Here is a 13,528-nt window from a genome sequence, read left to right as displayed (position 1 = left end):
ATTTCCTCACACCAAAAGGCGATTGAATGTTCCAATTGGCACATTTGCCGTTTCAATATGATGTAATTCTATCAACGACTACGGCTGGTTTTTTGTTACCTGTGACAAATAATTGCAAACAATATCTTTTTGCAATGCAAAAGAGTGACGAAGTTAACATTCTGAAGCTGCCCACCCGGCAAATTTGCCGGGCGGGCAGAGGGGATTACTGACGACGGTAGGATTTCTGCGCGGAGTTCACTTTATAAAGGTAGCGACGCGATTCCGACGACGGGTGGCGGGTGGTCAGGGTCTGGTAGACATCTCCTGGCGTCATACTGTTAATAATATTCGCCGCCTGAACTTTATCGTTTGAGAAGACGCGCAGGACGCTCCCCGCGCCGCCGTTATAGGCGGTGATCACCGCATAGCGTCGGGAAGTCGGGTTGTCGATGCCGCCCAGGTAAACATTGCTGAGCATTGCCAGATAGGCCGTCCCGGTATCAATGTTACTTGCCGGATCAAACAGATAGCTGCGGCTTGGCGTTCCGGAACGCCCCTGGGAGCGGAAGACATCTTTGCCTGCGGTGTGCTGCACAACCTGCATCAGGCCCAGGGCGTCGGAGCGGCTCACTGCATAAGGGTTAAATGACGACTCAGTCTGCATAATCGCCAGAATCAGCGACTCGTCAACGCCATATTTGTGCGACGCTTTGCGCACCATACCGAGGTATTTGTGCGCACGTTTATCCAGGTGATTCGGCACCAGATTGATCGTTACGCTGAAGATTTTGCGGATCCCATTGCTGCGGCTTTGCAGGCGCGTTTGTAACAGGTAATCGGCGAATTGGGTGGCGCGGCCTTCCCAGCGGATCGGTTGACCCGTGTTATCCAGTACCTGGCCATACAGGAACGGCTCACGGGAGATCTGGATGTCATCCACATCCGAGTACAGGTCGACCGAACTCGGATCGTCGCCCATCAGCAGCGTTTTTATGATTGCGCGACGCAAATGCGCGGCGGGATCTGTTCCGGCAATGGTTTCAACGGTAATCGTACCGGCGTCGAAGTTAATATGGCTGCGGGTCTGATACTGATCGGTATACTTTACATAGTCCTTCGGACCGGCAATCAGCACTTCCTGATAGCCCCACAAGTTTTCAATGTTATGGGCAAACTGCCCCATCAAAATGTCAAAACCGTTGGTATCCTTGACCCAGGCTTCGTTATAAGAATCGCCTTTTTTGGTCGAGCTGGAACAGGAGATGAGCAACGGCGCAATAACGGCAAGCGCGAGTAATTTTTTCATCATTCCGGGAGTGCGTGTTGTGTTTGTCGTTATGCCATTTCGCCGCAGGATACTCGTCCTGGAGACGGCATGATGTCCGGGCCGGATAAGCGCGGCGCTATCCGGCAACGCATTATTTATCGTCTTCCGGCGTATACCCTTCGATATGCACGTCTTTGCCTTCAAACAGGAAGTTGACCATTTCCTGCTCCAGCAGTTTGCGGTGCTCGACGTTCATCATGTTGAGTTTCTTTTCGTTGATCAGCATGGTCTGCTTGTGTTGCCACTGCGCCCATGCCTCTTTTGAAATCTCGTTATAAATGCGTTTTCCCAGTTCGCCCGGGTACAGCTGGAAATCCTGGCCTTCTGCTTCACGCTGCAGGAAAGTGCAAAAAATCGTTCTGCTCATAACAAATCCTCTTTATCGACCGATGCGTCAAACCGGCGCGCCGGTGCGTAACTGCTGTAATAAACGCTCCACGGGAGCCGCCAGACCAACGGACGGCGGTTGCGCTAAGTTATACCAGAGCGCGCTGCCTTCATCCATGCAGGAACCCGTTGAGGACACGCTCAGCCACATAGGCACAATATCTAAGTGGAAATGGCTGAAGGTATGGCGAAACGCGTTAAGCTGGGTCAAAGTATCCGCGTTAACCTGCCGTTGCGCCAGCCACTCGCGTAATTCTGTTTCGTTGGCAAACTGCGGGAAGCAGTACAGCCCACCCCACAGTCCGCTGGGTGGACGCTGGGTGAGTAAGACTTCATCTTGATGCTGCATCAGTAAAAAATAGCCAGTACGCTCGGGCAGCGTTTGTTTCGGTTTTTTCCCGGGATAACGCGACCAACTGTCGGTGGCCGCCGCCACGCAACCGTGCTGTAGCGGACAAATCGTACATTTCGGTTTTGAGCGTGTGCAGACCATCGCGCCTAAATCCATCATCGCCTGGTTAAAACGGGCCACGCCGTTGACCGGCGTCACGTCTTCGCTCAGATCCCACAGTTTTTTCTCGACCTCTTTTTTCCCCGGCCAGCCGCTAACAGCATAGCAGCGTGCCAGCACGCGTTTGACGTTGCCGTCGAGAATCGGAAAAGGTTTATCCAGTGACAGAGAAAGTACCGCTCCGGCGGTGGAACGGCCAACGCCGGGCAGCGCCGCGACCTCATCAAACGTTTCCGGAAAGACGCCGCGGTGCAGCGTGGCGACCTGCTGGGCGGCTTTGTGCAGGTTGCGCGCGCGGGCGTAGTAGCCCAGTCCGGTCCACAGATGCAACACTTCGTCCAGCGGCGCGTTAGCGAGATCGGTCACCGTCGGGAAATGACGCATAAACCGTTCAAAATAGGGAATAACCGTCGCAACCTGCGTTTGTTGCAACATCACTTCCGAGAGCCATACTTTGTAAGGCGTCTTGTCAATTTGCCAGGGCAGGGTTTTTCGCCCGTATTTGTCGTACCAGTCCAGAACCTGGGCTGAAAATTGAGACGCTTGCATGGTCACCAAAATCATTATTGTCGGGGGGCCAGATTGCAGCACAGCGGCAACAGGGTGTAAACCGGAACTTTCCGCAGCGTGTCATCTTCCTTTACTTGCATCCGGCAACTAACTTTGGATAATGCCCGTTTTCAGAACTCAATCACAAGCAGACTTAACTTTTATGAAAAACGACGTCATTTCACCGGAATTTGATGAAAACGGCCGCCCGCTGCGCCGGATTCGCAGTTTTGTGCGTCGCCAGGGGCGACTGACCAAAGGGCAGGAACACGCGCTGGAAAACTACTGGCCGGTGATGGGCGTTGAGTTTAGCGAAGATCCCGTGGAATTCGCGACGCTGTTTGGCCGCGAAGCGCCGGTGACGCTTGAGATTGGTTTCGGCATGGGGGCTTCGCTGGTGGCGATGGCGAAAGCGCGCCCGGAGCAAAACTTCCTCGGTATTGAAGTGCATTCGCCGGGCGTGGGGGCGTGTCTGGCTTCCGCCCATGAAGAAGGCGTCGAAAACCTGCGCGTGATGTGTCACGACGCCGTTGAAGTACTGCACAAAATGATTCCTGACAATTCTTTATCGATGGTTCAACTCTTTTTCCCTGACCCGTGGCATAAAGCACGTCATAATAAACGCCGTATCGTTCAGGTGCCGTTTGCTGAACTGGTGAAAAGCAAGCTGAAGCTGGGCGGCGTGTTCCACATGGCGACCGACTGGGAAGCCTATGCGGAACATATGCTGGAAGTGATGTCTTCAATTGACGGCTATAAAAACCTGTCGGAGAGTCACGATTACGTACCGCGCCCGGCCTCGCGCCCGGTAACCAAATTTGAACAACGTGGCCATCGTCTTGGTCACGGCGTATGGGACTTAATGTTCGAGAGGGTGAAATAATGGCAAAGAACCGTAGCCGTCGTCTGCGTAAAAAAATGCACATCGACGAATTCCAGGAATTAGGGTTTTCGGTTGCATGGCGTTTCCCGGAAGGCACTTCTGAAGATCAGATTGATAAAACCGTTGATGACTTTATCAACGACGTGATCGAACCGAACAAACTGGCCTTTGACGGCAGCGGTTATCTGGCCTGGGAAGGTCTGATCTGCATGCAGGAAATCGGCAAATGCACAGAAGAGCACCAGACCATCGTGCGTAAATGGTTAGAAGATCACAAACTTGAAGAAGTGCGCACCAGCGAACTTTTTGACGTTTGGTGGGACTAATAAAGCAAAGGGTCGGCAAATGCCGGCCCGATTTGTCTTGAGGGAAAGTTATGATGCGCAAAATGCTGCTGGCGGCAGCGCTTTCTGTTACTGCGATGTCCGCCCATGCAGATTACCAGTGCAGCGTCACGCCGCGTGACGATGTGATTCTTAGCCCGCAAACTGTGCAAGTGAAGGGCGAAAACGGCAATCTGGTCATCACGCCGGACGGCAATGTGATGTACAACGGCAAGCAATACTCCCTGAGCGCGGCGCAACGCGAACAGGCGAAAGATTATCAGGCGGCGCTGCGCAGCACCCTGCCGTGGATTGATGAAGGCGCCCGCTCACGCGTGGAAAAAGGCCGCGTCGCGCTGGACAACATTATCGCTAAAGAAGTCGGCGAGAGCAGCAACATGCGCGGTCGCCTGACCAAACTTGATGCTCAACTTAAAGAGCAAATGAACCGGATCATTGAGCACCGTACCGACGGTCTGACGTTCCACTATAAAGCGATTGATCAAGTGCGCGCCGACGGTCAACAACTGGTGAACCAGGCGATGGGCGGCATTTTGCAGGACAGCATTAACGAGATGGGGGCGAAAGCCGTGCTCAAAGGCGGCGGTAATCCGCTCCAGGGCGTACTCGGCAGCCTCGGTGGTTTGCAAACCGCCATCCAGAATGAATGGAAGAATCAGGAAAAAGACTTCCAGCAGTTCGGCAAAGATGTTTGTAGCCGTGTGGTCACCCTGGAAGACAACCGCAAGGCGCTGGTCAGCAGCCTGAAATAATTCTTTCTTAAAAAACAATGGCACAGATCGTCTCTGTGCCGTTTTATCTTCCCTTTCCGCTTCGTTTTGATAGCCACCTCTAAATTTAACAATCTGAAAAATATATTTATCTGGTTAATTGGATGAAATCACATTATTCATCTGTGGCATTGGGATAATGCGGCAAATTCACGTAACTGGAGAAATAACATGGAGTTTTTCAGGAAAACGGCACTTGCCGCACTGGTGATGGGCTTTAGCGGCGCGGCGCTGGCCTTACCGAACGTCACTATTTTAGCGACCGGTGGCACCATTGCTGGCGGCGGTGATTCCGCCACCAAATCTAACTACACAGCGGGCAAAGTCGGTGTGGAAAACCTGGTGAACGCGGTACCTCAGTTGAAGGAGATCGCGAACGTCAAAGGCGAACAGGTGGTGAATATCGGCTCGCAGGATATGAACGACGAGGTCTGGTTAACCCTGGCGAAGAAAATCAATAACGAATGCGACAGCACCGATGGTTTCGTGATCACCCACGGTACCGACACCATGGAAGAAACGGCCTATTTCCTCGATCTTACCGTGAAATGCAACAAGCCGGTGGTGCTGGTGGGGGCGATGCGTCCATCCACGTCGATGAGCGCCGACGGTCCGTTCAACCTTTATAATGCGGTCGTAACGGCGGCAGACAAAGCCTCCGCTAACCGTGGCGTGCTGGTGGTGATGAACGATACTGTGCTTGACGGGCGTGACGTGACCAAGACTAACACCACCGATGTCGCCACCTTTAAGTCCGTTAACTACGGGCCGCTGGGCTACATTCACAACGGTAAAATTGACTATCAGCGCACCCCGGCGCGTAAGCACACGACATCTACCCCATTCGACGTCTCTAAGCTGAGCGAACTGCCGAAAGTAGGCATTGTGTATAATTACGCCAACGCTTCTGATCTGCCGGCTAAAGCGCTGGTGGATGCCGGTTATGAAGGGATTGTGAGCGCGGGCGTGGGTAACGGCAACCTGTATAAAACGGTTTTCGATACCCTGGCGACGGCGGCGCATAAAGGTACGGTAGTGGTGCGTTCTTCTCGCGTTCCGACCGGTTCTACCACTCAGGATGCAGAAATCGACGACGCGAAGTACGGTTTTGTGGCTTCCGGTACGCTGAACCCGCAGAAAGCGCGCGTGCTGCTGCAACTGGCGTTAACCCAGACTAAAGATCCGAAGCAAATCCAGACGATGTTTAATCAGTACTAATAGCGCAGGGCGGCTACGTGTCGTTGTAGCCCAGAGAAGCGTAGCGCCATCAGGCGCTTGCCGGGTGAAGGTCCTGCCTCACCCGGCTTTTCGTGTTTACATTAAACCCAGCAGTTGCGGCACGAACAGCGAAATTTGCGGGATGTAGACGATCATCATCAGCGCGATCAGCAGCGCGGCGTAAAACGGCAGCAGTGGCCGAATCAGCTGCTGAATCTTCACGCCGGAAATGGAACAGCCGACAAACAGCGCGCTTCCCACCGGTGGCGTAAGCAACCCGATACAGAGGTTGGAAACCATCATAATACCGAAATGAACCGGATCCATTCCCAGCTCCTGCGCGATAGGCAGGAAGATGGGCGTGAAGATCAGTACGGCAGGCGTCATATCCATAAAGATACCGACGATCAGCAACACGATATTGATTAACAGCAGAATGATGATCGGATTGTCCGAAATGCCCATCAGCGTGTCGCTGATCATGTACGGAATGTCCGCGTTGGTCATCGCCCATGACATCCCGACCGAGAAGCCAATCAGGAGCAGGACGATCGAGGTCGTCACCACTGACTCCAGAATCAGCTTCGGCAGGTCACGCCATTTCACTTCACGATAAATCAGCACCGACAGGATAAAGGTATACACCACCGCAATGGCAGAGGCTTCCGTCGCGGTAAAAATCCCGCCGAGAATGCCGCCCATAACGATAATCACCAGCAACAGGCTGGGCAGAGCGTCTATCAATGCCCTGAAGGCCTGAGCGCAGGTTGGGCGTTCTGAAAGCGGATAATGGCGGCGTTTGGCGATGATCGCGCAGACCACCATGATCGCCAGTCCCATCAGAATGCCCGGCAAATAACCCGCCATAAACAGCGAGGCCACCGAAACGCCGCCTGCGGTAAGTGAAAAGACGATCAGCACATTGGAAGGTGGGATCAACAGTCCGGTGATACAGGAGGAGACGTTCACCGCGGTGGAAAACGTGGGATCGTAACCTTGTTTTGTCTGGATCGGGTTAAGCGTACCGCCCACTGCGGCGGCAGCGGCTACCGCCGAACCCGAAATGGAGCCAAACATCATGTTGGCCAGTACGTTGACATGGCCAAGCGATCCCGGTACCCGGCCCACCATCACCTGCGCCAGATTGATCAGGCGGATGGCGATGCCACCGCTGTTCATCAGCGTACCGGCGAAAATAAAGAAGGGAATGGCCAGCAGCGCAAAGTTATCCAGGCCGTTTGCCAGTCGCTGTGAAACAGTGATAACGGCGATATCCCACGGGAACATCAACAGCATCGAGGCGACGGTGGCAATGCCGATGGAAAAGGAAATCGGAACGCCAATAAAGACCAGAATAAAGAAGCAGCCAAAGAGGGTGAGAGCGATATAACTGTCCATCAGACGACTCCCTGCGTACCGTTTTTCAGTTGTTGAAGGCTTTGATAAATAAAGCACAGGGCATAGAACATCATCACCACGCCGCACAGCGGCAGGATAAAGTACACGTAGCCCATCGGGATCTGCATCGCCGCAGACACCTGCGCTGTCGCCAGCGTTTTCTCGATCAGCTTCAGGCCACCGGTAACGATGACGGATCCGGCGAAGCCGAAAATCATCACGTTGATCAGCAGACTAAGCAGGGCCTGCTTGCGTTTGTCGAGCGACATCGCCAGCAGGTCAATTGACAGGTGGCGCTGTGCGCCGACCGTATAGGCCGCGCCCAACAGGCCAACCCAAATCATTAAAAAGCGCGCCAGTTCATCGGTTAACGTGCTGGGCTGGTTGAGCACATAGCGGCTAAAAACCTGCCAGACCACGCAGATCACCAGCGCAATCATGACGATGACGGAAAATGCGGCAATGACGCGGTCTACCGCAAGTTTTAGGCGGTTAAATATCATCATTAAAATCCCGGTGTGCCGGGCCTGCGGCTGGCCCGGAAGAGTGGTTATTGCGCGGCGTTTTCAAATTTTTCCAGCAGCGCGGCTTGCCTGGAATCTTTCTTGAAGTCATCAAACAGGGGCTGTACCGCTGCACGGAACGGGGCTTTCTCGACTTTTATGATTTCGCCGCCCATGGCTTTCGCTTGCGCGCGGGTATCGGCGTCGATCTTGTCCCACAGTTTTTGCTGATGAGCTTCAGAGTTTTTCGCTGCGGTACTCAGGATCTGCTGCTGTTCAGGCGTGAGCTTGTCCCAGGTTTTCGTTGAGATCACCAGAAAATCAGGAATAGAGGCATGCTCGTCCTCAGAAAACACTTTGGCGATTTCAATGTGACGCGTCTGTACCCAGGAAGGCACGTTGTTCTCCGCGCCATCTACCACCCCTTGTTGCATGGCGGTATAAACTTCCCCAAAGGAGATGGGCGTGGGCGAACCGCCCATCAGCTCGATCATTTTAATGGTCGTCGGGCTGGCCTGAACGCGGATTTTTAAACCTTTCAGGTCTTCAGGCCGGGTAATGGGTTTTTTGGCGTAAAAGCTACGCGTACCGGCAACATAGGCGGAAAGGGCAAAGAATCCTTTGTCTTTAGTGGAATCCATAATTTCTTTACCGACTTCGCCAAATACCACTTTATTGAAATGATTCTGATCTTTAAATAAGAAAGGCAAATTATAAATTGCGTAGACGTTATCAAAAGATTCCAGATCGCTGGCGGAACCTTTTGTCATATCCAGCGCGCCATTTTGTAGCAGTTCCATTGTTTCGCGGGCATTGCCCATTTGGCTGCTGGGGTAAATACGCACCGTCATTTTACCGTCAGAAAGTTGTTTCACCTCTTTTGCCAGCTCTTCAAACGCCTGATGGACGACATGGCTACGCTCGAGATTGTGCGCCAGTTTTAGCGTCACTTTTTCCGCCGCGCTGGCGCCGGCGCTCAATAGTGCAAGAAGGGAAGCGCATAATAATGAACGAGAAAACGATCTGATCTTCATAAGGTAGGCTCCATGCTCCAGAGGGAAGATAGTGGTTTATATCTGCTGTCAGTAATTTAATTTCTGTATGATAGATTGACATAGTTGTCGTACATCTGTGCGCCATCTTAATCACTAATGCGTCAGCCGAAAGGAGTTTGTATCTGTTTTGTGCGCCATGTTGGATATATTTTTCGCAGTGCAGGGTTTTTTTATTTCAATAAAAATAATGAAGAAGAATATTATGTGGAAATACCGCGCTTACCGTTCGGTTTTATCGAATTTATTGGTCGGAGGAATGGGCGCCTTTAAAAAGGCGCGCGCTATTTATTCGGCAAGAAATAGTTCGAGGAGAGAGTTGAGAAACAGTTTACCGTGCTGAGTGATCTGCCAGTATTCTTCGCTTTCGGTCAGATAACCCTGCGCTTTCGCGTCGTCGATTTGCCGGCGAATCGTCGTTTCGCTCAGGCCGGTGTATTCGCTGAATTCGCGACGGGGCGCGGCTTCCAGCAAACGGAAGCGGTTCATAAAGAATTCGAACGGTTTGTCCGCTTGCGCCACATCACGCTGGCTTTCCAGATACCGTCCTTGCATATAGCCGCGCGGATGACGGGTTTTCGTGGTGCGCAAGATCCTGCCGTCCGGGAAGGTGACTTTGCCGTGTGCGCCGCAGCCAATCCCCAGATAGTCGCCAAAGCGCCAGTAGTTCAGGTTGTGCTGGCACTGATAGCCCGGTCTGGCATAGGCAGAGGTTTCGTATTGCTGATAACCGGCGGCGGTCAGCAACTGGTGTCCTTGTTCGAAAATATCCCACAGCGCATCGTCATCCGGCAGTACCGGTGGGCGTGAGCCAAACAGCGTGTTCGGTTCAATGGTCAGCTGATACCAGGAAAGATGCGGTGGATTAAGCGCAATCGCCTGTTTCAGATCGCCAAGCGCCTCTTCCAGCGTCTGGTCCGGCAGGCCGTGCATCAGATCAAGGTTAAAACTGCGCAGACCCAGCCCGCAGGCCAGATTCGCCGCACGTAGCGCTTCTTCCGGGCCGTGAATACGCCCAAGCCGTTTCAGCTTCGGCTCACTAAAGCTCTGTACGCCGATGGAGATACGGTTAACGCCAGCGCGTTGATAGTCGACGAAGCGATCGGCCTCTACCGTTCCGGGATTCGCTTCCATGGTGATTTCCGCATCGGCGGCCAGATTCAGGCGCGCTCGCACGCCATCGAGCAGCGTTTGCATCGCCGGGCCGGAAAGCAAACTCGGCGTACCGCCGCCAATGAAAAGGGTCTTTACTTCACGCCCCTGTGCGTATGCGACGTCCGCATCCAGATCGCTCAGCAGGTGCTGAACGTAATCGTCGTGCGGCACTTCGCCCTTTAACGCATGCGAATTAAAGTCGCAGTACGGGCATTTCTGCACGCACCACGGAATGTGAATATAAAGACTCAGCGGCGGTAGCTTAACCATTACGCAAGGCTTCCAGTAACAGCTTCAGCGCCTGTCCACGGTGGGAAATCGCGATTTTTTCTTCGCGGGTCAGTTCAGCCGCGGTTTTGCCTTCCGAAGGGACAAAGAAAATGGGGTCGTAGCCAAAGCCGCCGCTACCTGCCGCTTCGCGTGTGATAACGCCCGGCCAACTGCCGTGGCAGACCAATGGGGTCGGATCGTTCGCGTGGCGCAGATAAACCAGCACACAGTGGAAACGCGCCTGGCGTTTATCGTCCGGAATGTCCTGCATGGTGTGCAACAGCTTTTCCAGATTCTGCTGGTCAGTGGCGTCCTCACCGGCGTAGCGCGCGGAGTAGATCCCCGGCGCGCCGCCCAGCGCGTCAACCGCCAGACCGGAGTCGTCGGCAATCGCCGGTAAACCGGTAACCTGAGCCGCATGGCGCGCTTTCAGGATCGCATTTTCAATGAAAGTCAGGCCGGTCTCTTCGGCGGAATCGACGCCGAGTGCCGTTTGCGCCACGACTTCAAGCCCGAAATCGCTCAGCAGCGATGCAAGCTCACGCACTTTACCGGCATTGCCGGTAGCGAGGACAACTTTTTGCATAGGATACCTAATCTGTTAACGCCGAGACTTCGGGCGGGATCTGTTGCGGATGAAGAATTTTAACCTGTTTATGGCGGCCAAGTTCGCCCTTTTCAATAATGACCTGGCTTTTCGCCACGCGGAACTGCTTGCCGAGAAACTTCACCAGATGGCTGTTCGCCTGGCCGTCTACCGGCGGAGCGGTAATGGCGACTTTCAGTTCGTCGCCGTGTAAACCGACAATGCTGTCACGGCTGGCTTTCGGCTGAATATACAACCGTAAAACCAGACCGTCTTCGCAGCGCGTTACGGCACTCATAGCGCCATCCACAGCCCCGGCAGCAGCATGTTTCCGGTGGCCTGTAACAGCTCGCCAATCCCCATGTTGATCACATACAGCAGCAGAACAAGGATCATCGGGGAGAAATCAATACCGCCCATACCGGGCAAAATGCGGCGTATCGGGCGCAGCAGCGGGTCGGCCAACTGCATCAGCACGAATTCGATCGGGCTGCGGCCCTGGCTGACCCAACTCATAATCGCCATCACCAGCAGCACCCAGAAAATCAGCAGACCGATAGTCTTCAGCACGATCAGCAGCGCGGCAATCCAGATAATCGGCAGGAAGGTCACCACCTTAAACAGCACGATCGCTTTGATAAAGCTGAGGATAAACGCCACCAGCAAAGAGGCGCTGTCGATAGGGCCCATCGGTGGAATGATGCGGCGCAAGGGGCCAATAATCGGCTGCGTGACTTTCACCACGAACTGGGAGAAAGGGTTGTAAAAATCGCAGCGAGCCCACTGCATCCACACGCGCAACAACAGCACCATGGTGTACAGCTCAATTACCGTTGAGAGCAGGAAGGTCAACGTATTCATCGCGTTCCTCAGTTTTCCTTAATTTTTTGTGTAATCCCGGGCGCCAAAGATGGCGGTGCCGATACGGACCATCGTACTACCGGCGGCGATAGCGGCATCCATATCGTCCGACATGCCCAGTGACAGCGTGTCGACGTCAGGATAGCGCGCTTGCAGCCCGGCAAATGCTACAGCCATTTGGCGTGCGACTTCAAACTGCCTTACATAATCTGACTCTGGCGCCGGAATCGCCATCAGACCACGCAGGCGAAGATGGGGTAATTCAACGACCTCCGCAGCAAGCGCATCCAGGGCCTCCAGCGAAATCCCGGACTTGCTGTTCTCATCACTAATATTGATTTGAATCAGCACGTTAAGTGGAGGAAGTTCAGCCGGACGTTGCTCGCTCAGACGCGCGGCGATGCGCAGACGGTCAATGGTATGGCACCAGTCAAAATGCTCCGCCACCAGACGGCTTTTATTGGACTGTAGCGGGCCGATAAAGTGCCATTGCAGGCCTTCAACGCCTTGCGCCTGAAAATGGCGGATTTTCTCCACCCCTTCCTGCACGTAATTTTCGCCAAATGCACGCTGTCCGGCAGCGATGGCTTCTTCGATGGCGCTCGCAGGTTTGGTTTTACTGACTGCAAGCAACGTAACTTCTTCTGAAGCGCGACCGCAACGCGATGCGGCGGCTGAGATTTTGTCCCGGACCTGTGCCAGGTTATGCGCGATATCGTTCATTTTCCGAGGATGCATCTATGAATATGGAAGAAATTGTGGCCCTTAGTGTAAAGCATAATGTCTCGGATCTACACCTAAGCAATGCGTGGCCGGCGCGATGGCGCAAGCGAGGACGGCTTGAGGCGGCGCCATTCCCTATACCGGATATGGACAGCCTGTTGGCGCAATGGCTTGATGCGCGACAGCAGGCGGTGTTTCAGCAGGAAGGGCAGCTTGATTTCGCCGTCACGCTTACGGGTAACCAGCGCTTGCGGGCCAGCGCCTTTCGTCAACAGCGGGGGATATCGCTGGCGCTGCGCTTGTTGCCCTCCCGTTGTGCCACCCTGGAAGCGCTGGCGACGCCTGCGGCACTGCCTGAACTGCTTGCCAGCGAGAACGGACTGATACTGGTGACCGGAGCGACGGGCAGCGGTAAATCCACCACCCTGGCGGCAATGGTGGACTGGCTCAACCGCCATACCGACGGACATATTCTGACGCTGGAAGATCCCATTGAGTACATTTACGCCAGCCAACGCTGCCTGATTCAACAGCGTGAGATCGGTATGCATTGCTCATCGTTTGCCGCGGGATTACGCGCGGCGCTGCGGGAAGACCCAGACGTTATTCTGCTCGGGGAACTGCGGGACAGCGAGACCATCCGCCTGGCGCTGACGGCGGCGGAAACCGGGCATCTGGTATTGGCGACGCTACATACCCGCGGCGCGGCGCAGGCCGTCGAGCGGCTGGTGGATACCTTTCCGGCGCAGGAAAAAGAGCCGGTGCGCAGCCAACTGGCGGGCAGTCTGCGCGCCGTTCTGTCGCAAAAGCTGGAGCCCGACAAGCAGGAAGGGCGCGTTGCGCTGTTTGAATTGCTGATCAACACCCCAGCGACGGGAAATTTAATTCGTGAGGGCAAAACGTACCAACTACCCCATGTCATTCAGACCGGACAGCAGGCAGGAATGATGACCTTTGCCCAGAGTTGGCAGCAGCGTCAGGCGCAGGGGCGAGTGTAGCCAGCTAAGCG

The 13,528-nt window shown here is 54.2% G+C and carries 16 protein-coding genes; 5 read left to right on the top strand and 11 right to left on the bottom strand.

Annotated features, from left to right (window positions below):
* Positions 1–205: 205 nt before the first annotated feature.
* The 3 genes from mltC to mutY all read right to left on the bottom strand — a co-directional run bounded on the left by mltC (position 206) and on the right by mutY (position 2,756).
* A complete protein-coding gene (gene mltC, locus CSE01S_RS15700) occupies positions 206–1,288 on the bottom strand; it encodes a membrane-bound lytic murein transglycosylase MltC (protein ID WP_072015011.1) in 1,083 nt (360 codons plus the stop codon).
* Positions 1,289–1,400: 112 nt separating this feature from the next.
* Entirely contained in the window at positions 1,401–1,676 is a 276-nt protein-coding gene (locus CSE01S_RS15695; RefSeq protein ID WP_042290429.1) for an oxidative damage protection protein, read from the bottom strand.
* Positions 1,677–1,703: 27 nt separating this feature from the next.
* A complete protein-coding gene (mutY, locus tag CSE01S_RS15690; protein ID WP_042290473.1) occupies positions 1,704–2,756 on the bottom strand; it encodes an A/G-specific adenine glycosylase in 1,053 nt (350 codons plus the stop codon).
* Between the two features lie 163 nt (positions 2,757–2,919).
* Between mutY and trmB the strand changes: the two genes are divergently transcribed.
* The 4 genes from trmB to ansB all read left to right on the top strand — a co-directional run bounded on the left by trmB (position 2,920) and on the right by ansB (position 5,971).
* Positions 2,920–3,639 carry a tRNA (guanosine(46)-N7)-methyltransferase TrmB gene (gene trmB, locus CSE01S_RS15685; protein WP_042290426.1) on the top strand — a complete coding sequence of 240 codons (720 nt, stop codon included), beginning with the start codon at positions 2,920–2,922 and terminating at the stop codon, positions 3,637–3,639.
* Positions 3,639–3,965 (top strand): YggL family protein, encoded by a 327-nt coding sequence (locus CSE01S_RS15680; protein ID WP_042290424.1) that lies wholly within the window; start codon positions 3,639–3,641, stop codon positions 3,963–3,965. The genes trmB and CSE01S_RS15680 overlap by 1 nt, the downstream gene beginning before the upstream one ends.
* A 50-nt stretch (positions 3,966–4,015) precedes the next feature.
* Entirely contained in the window at positions 4,016–4,735 is a 720-nt protein-coding gene (locus tag CSE01S_RS15675; protein WP_042290421.1) for a YggN family protein, read from the top strand.
* A 189-nt stretch (positions 4,736–4,924) separates the two neighbouring features.
* Positions 4,925–5,971 (top strand): L-asparaginase 2, encoded by a 1,047-nt coding sequence (gene ansB / locus CSE01S_RS15670; RefSeq protein ID WP_042290419.1) that lies wholly within the window; start codon positions 4,925–4,927, stop codon positions 5,969–5,971.
* Positions 5,972–6,067: 96 nt separating this feature from the next.
* Here ansB and CSE01S_RS15665 read toward each other — a convergent pair whose 3' ends face one another.
* The 8 genes from CSE01S_RS15665 to CSE01S_RS15630 all read right to left on the bottom strand — a co-directional run bounded on the left by CSE01S_RS15665 (position 6,068) and on the right by CSE01S_RS15630 (position 12,519).
* Positions 6,068–7,369, bottom strand: coding sequence for a TRAP transporter large permease (locus CSE01S_RS15665; RefSeq protein WP_042290417.1), 1,302 nt, complete (start codon positions 7,367–7,369; stop codon positions 6,068–6,070).
* Entirely contained in the window at positions 7,369–7,872 is a 504-nt protein-coding gene (locus CSE01S_RS15660) for a TRAP transporter small permease (RefSeq protein ID WP_042290470.1), read from the bottom strand. The genes CSE01S_RS15665 and CSE01S_RS15660 overlap by 1 nt, the downstream gene beginning before the upstream one ends.
* 47 nt (positions 7,873–7,919) lie before the next feature.
* A complete protein-coding gene (locus CSE01S_RS15655) occupies positions 7,920–8,906 on the bottom strand; it encodes a TRAP transporter substrate-binding protein (RefSeq protein WP_042290414.1) in 987 nt (328 codons plus the stop codon).
* 306 nt (positions 8,907–9,212) lie between these two features.
* Positions 9,213–10,349: a radical SAM family heme chaperone HemW gene (hemW, locus tag CSE01S_RS15650; protein ID WP_042290412.1), complete on the bottom strand. Its 1,137-nt coding sequence runs from the start codon at positions 10,347–10,349 to the stop codon at positions 9,213–9,215.
* Complete coding sequence (locus tag CSE01S_RS15645; RefSeq protein WP_042290409.1) at positions 10,342–10,935, bottom strand: XTP/dITP diphosphatase; 594 nt, start codon at positions 10,933–10,935, stop codon at positions 10,342–10,344. The genes hemW and CSE01S_RS15645 overlap by 8 nt, the downstream gene beginning before the upstream one ends.
* Positions 10,936–10,942: 7 nt before the next feature.
* Complete coding sequence (gene yggU / locus CSE01S_RS15640; protein WP_042290406.1) at positions 10,943–11,233, bottom strand: DUF167 family protein YggU; 291 nt, start codon at positions 11,231–11,233, stop codon at positions 10,943–10,945.
* Entirely contained in the window at positions 11,230–11,796 is a 567-nt protein-coding gene (locus tag CSE01S_RS15635) for a YggT family protein (RefSeq protein ID WP_042290404.1), read from the bottom strand. Before CSE01S_RS15635 ends, yggU begins: the two co-directional genes overlap by 4 nt.
* 18 nt (positions 11,797–11,814) lie before the next feature.
* Positions 11,815–12,519 carry a YggS family pyridoxal phosphate-dependent enzyme gene (locus CSE01S_RS15630; RefSeq protein ID WP_042290467.1) on the bottom strand — a complete coding sequence of 235 codons (705 nt, stop codon included), beginning with the start codon at positions 12,517–12,519 and terminating at the stop codon, positions 11,815–11,817.
* Between the two features lie 17 nt (positions 12,520–12,536).
* Between CSE01S_RS15630 and CSE01S_RS15625 the strand changes: the two genes are divergently transcribed.
* The gene (locus tag CSE01S_RS15625) at positions 12,537–13,517 is read left to right on the top strand and encodes a type IV pilus twitching motility protein PilT (protein ID WP_042290403.1); all 981 of its coding nucleotides are present in this window, start codon (positions 12,537–12,539) and stop codon (positions 13,515–13,517) included.
* The last annotated feature ends 11 nt before the right edge of the window (positions 13,518–13,528 follow it).

Source organism: Citrobacter sedlakii NBRC 105722 (assembly GCF_000759835.1).
Taxonomy (GTDB): Bacteria; Pseudomonadota; Gammaproteobacteria; order Enterobacterales; family Enterobacteriaceae; genus Citrobacter_A; species Citrobacter_A sedlakii.
This window is presented reverse-complemented; position numbering and strand designations above follow the sequence as displayed.

What these genes read in the sequence shown, in the direction of transcription:
- mltC (WP_072015011.1), bottom strand. Translation starts at nt 1,288, where the DNA reads ATGAAAAAATTACTCGCGCTTGCCGTTATTGCGCCGTTGCTCATCTCC.
- CSE01S_RS15695 (WP_042290429.1), bottom strand. Translation starts at nt 1,676, where the DNA reads ATGAGCAGAACGATTTTTTGCACTTTCCTGCAGCGTGAAGCAGAAGGC.
- mutY (WP_042290473.1), bottom strand. Translation starts at nt 2,756, where the DNA reads ATGCAAGCGTCTCAATTTTCAGCCCAGGTTCTGGACTGGTACGACAAA.
- trmB (WP_042290426.1), top strand. Translation starts at nt 2,920, where the DNA reads ATGAAAAACGACGTCATTTCACCGGAATTTGATGAAAACGGCCGCCCG.
- CSE01S_RS15680 (WP_042290424.1), top strand. Translation starts at nt 3,639, where the DNA reads ATGGCAAAGAACCGTAGCCGTCGTCTGCGTAAAAAAATGCACATCGAC.
- CSE01S_RS15675 (WP_042290421.1), top strand. Translation starts at nt 4,016, where the DNA reads ATGATGCGCAAAATGCTGCTGGCGGCAGCGCTTTCTGTTACTGCGATG.
- ansB (WP_042290419.1), top strand. Translation starts at nt 4,925, where the DNA reads ATGGAGTTTTTCAGGAAAACGGCACTTGCCGCACTGGTGATGGGCTTT.
- CSE01S_RS15665 (WP_042290417.1), bottom strand. Translation starts at nt 7,369, where the DNA reads ATGGACAGTTATATCGCTCTCACCCTCTTTGGCTGCTTCTTTATTCTG.
- CSE01S_RS15660 (WP_042290470.1), bottom strand. Translation starts at nt 7,872, where the DNA reads ATGATATTTAACCGCCTAAAACTTGCGGTAGACCGCGTCATTGCCGCA.
- CSE01S_RS15655 (WP_042290414.1), bottom strand. Translation starts at nt 8,906, where the DNA reads ATGAAGATCAGATCGTTTTCTCGTTCATTATTATGCGCTTCCCTTCTT.
- hemW (WP_042290412.1), bottom strand. Translation starts at nt 10,349, where the DNA reads ATGGTTAAGCTACCGCCGCTGAGTCTTTATATTCACATTCCGTGGTGC.
- CSE01S_RS15645 (WP_042290409.1), bottom strand. Translation starts at nt 10,935, where the DNA reads ATGCAAAAAGTTGTCCTCGCTACCGGCAATGCCGGTAAAGTGCGTGAG.
- yggU (WP_042290406.1), bottom strand. Translation starts at nt 11,233, where the DNA reads ATGAGTGCCGTAACGCGCTGCGAAGACGGTCTGGTTTTACGGTTGTAT.
- CSE01S_RS15635 (WP_042290404.1), bottom strand. Translation starts at nt 11,796, where the DNA reads ATGAATACGTTGACCTTCCTGCTCTCAACGGTAATTGAGCTGTACACC.
- CSE01S_RS15630 (WP_042290467.1), bottom strand. Translation starts at nt 12,519, where the DNA reads ATGAACGATATCGCGCATAACCTGGCACAGGTCCGGGACAAAATCTCA.
- CSE01S_RS15625 (WP_042290403.1), top strand. Translation starts at nt 12,537, where the DNA reads ATGAATATGGAAGAAATTGTGGCCCTTAGTGTAAAGCATAATGTCTCG.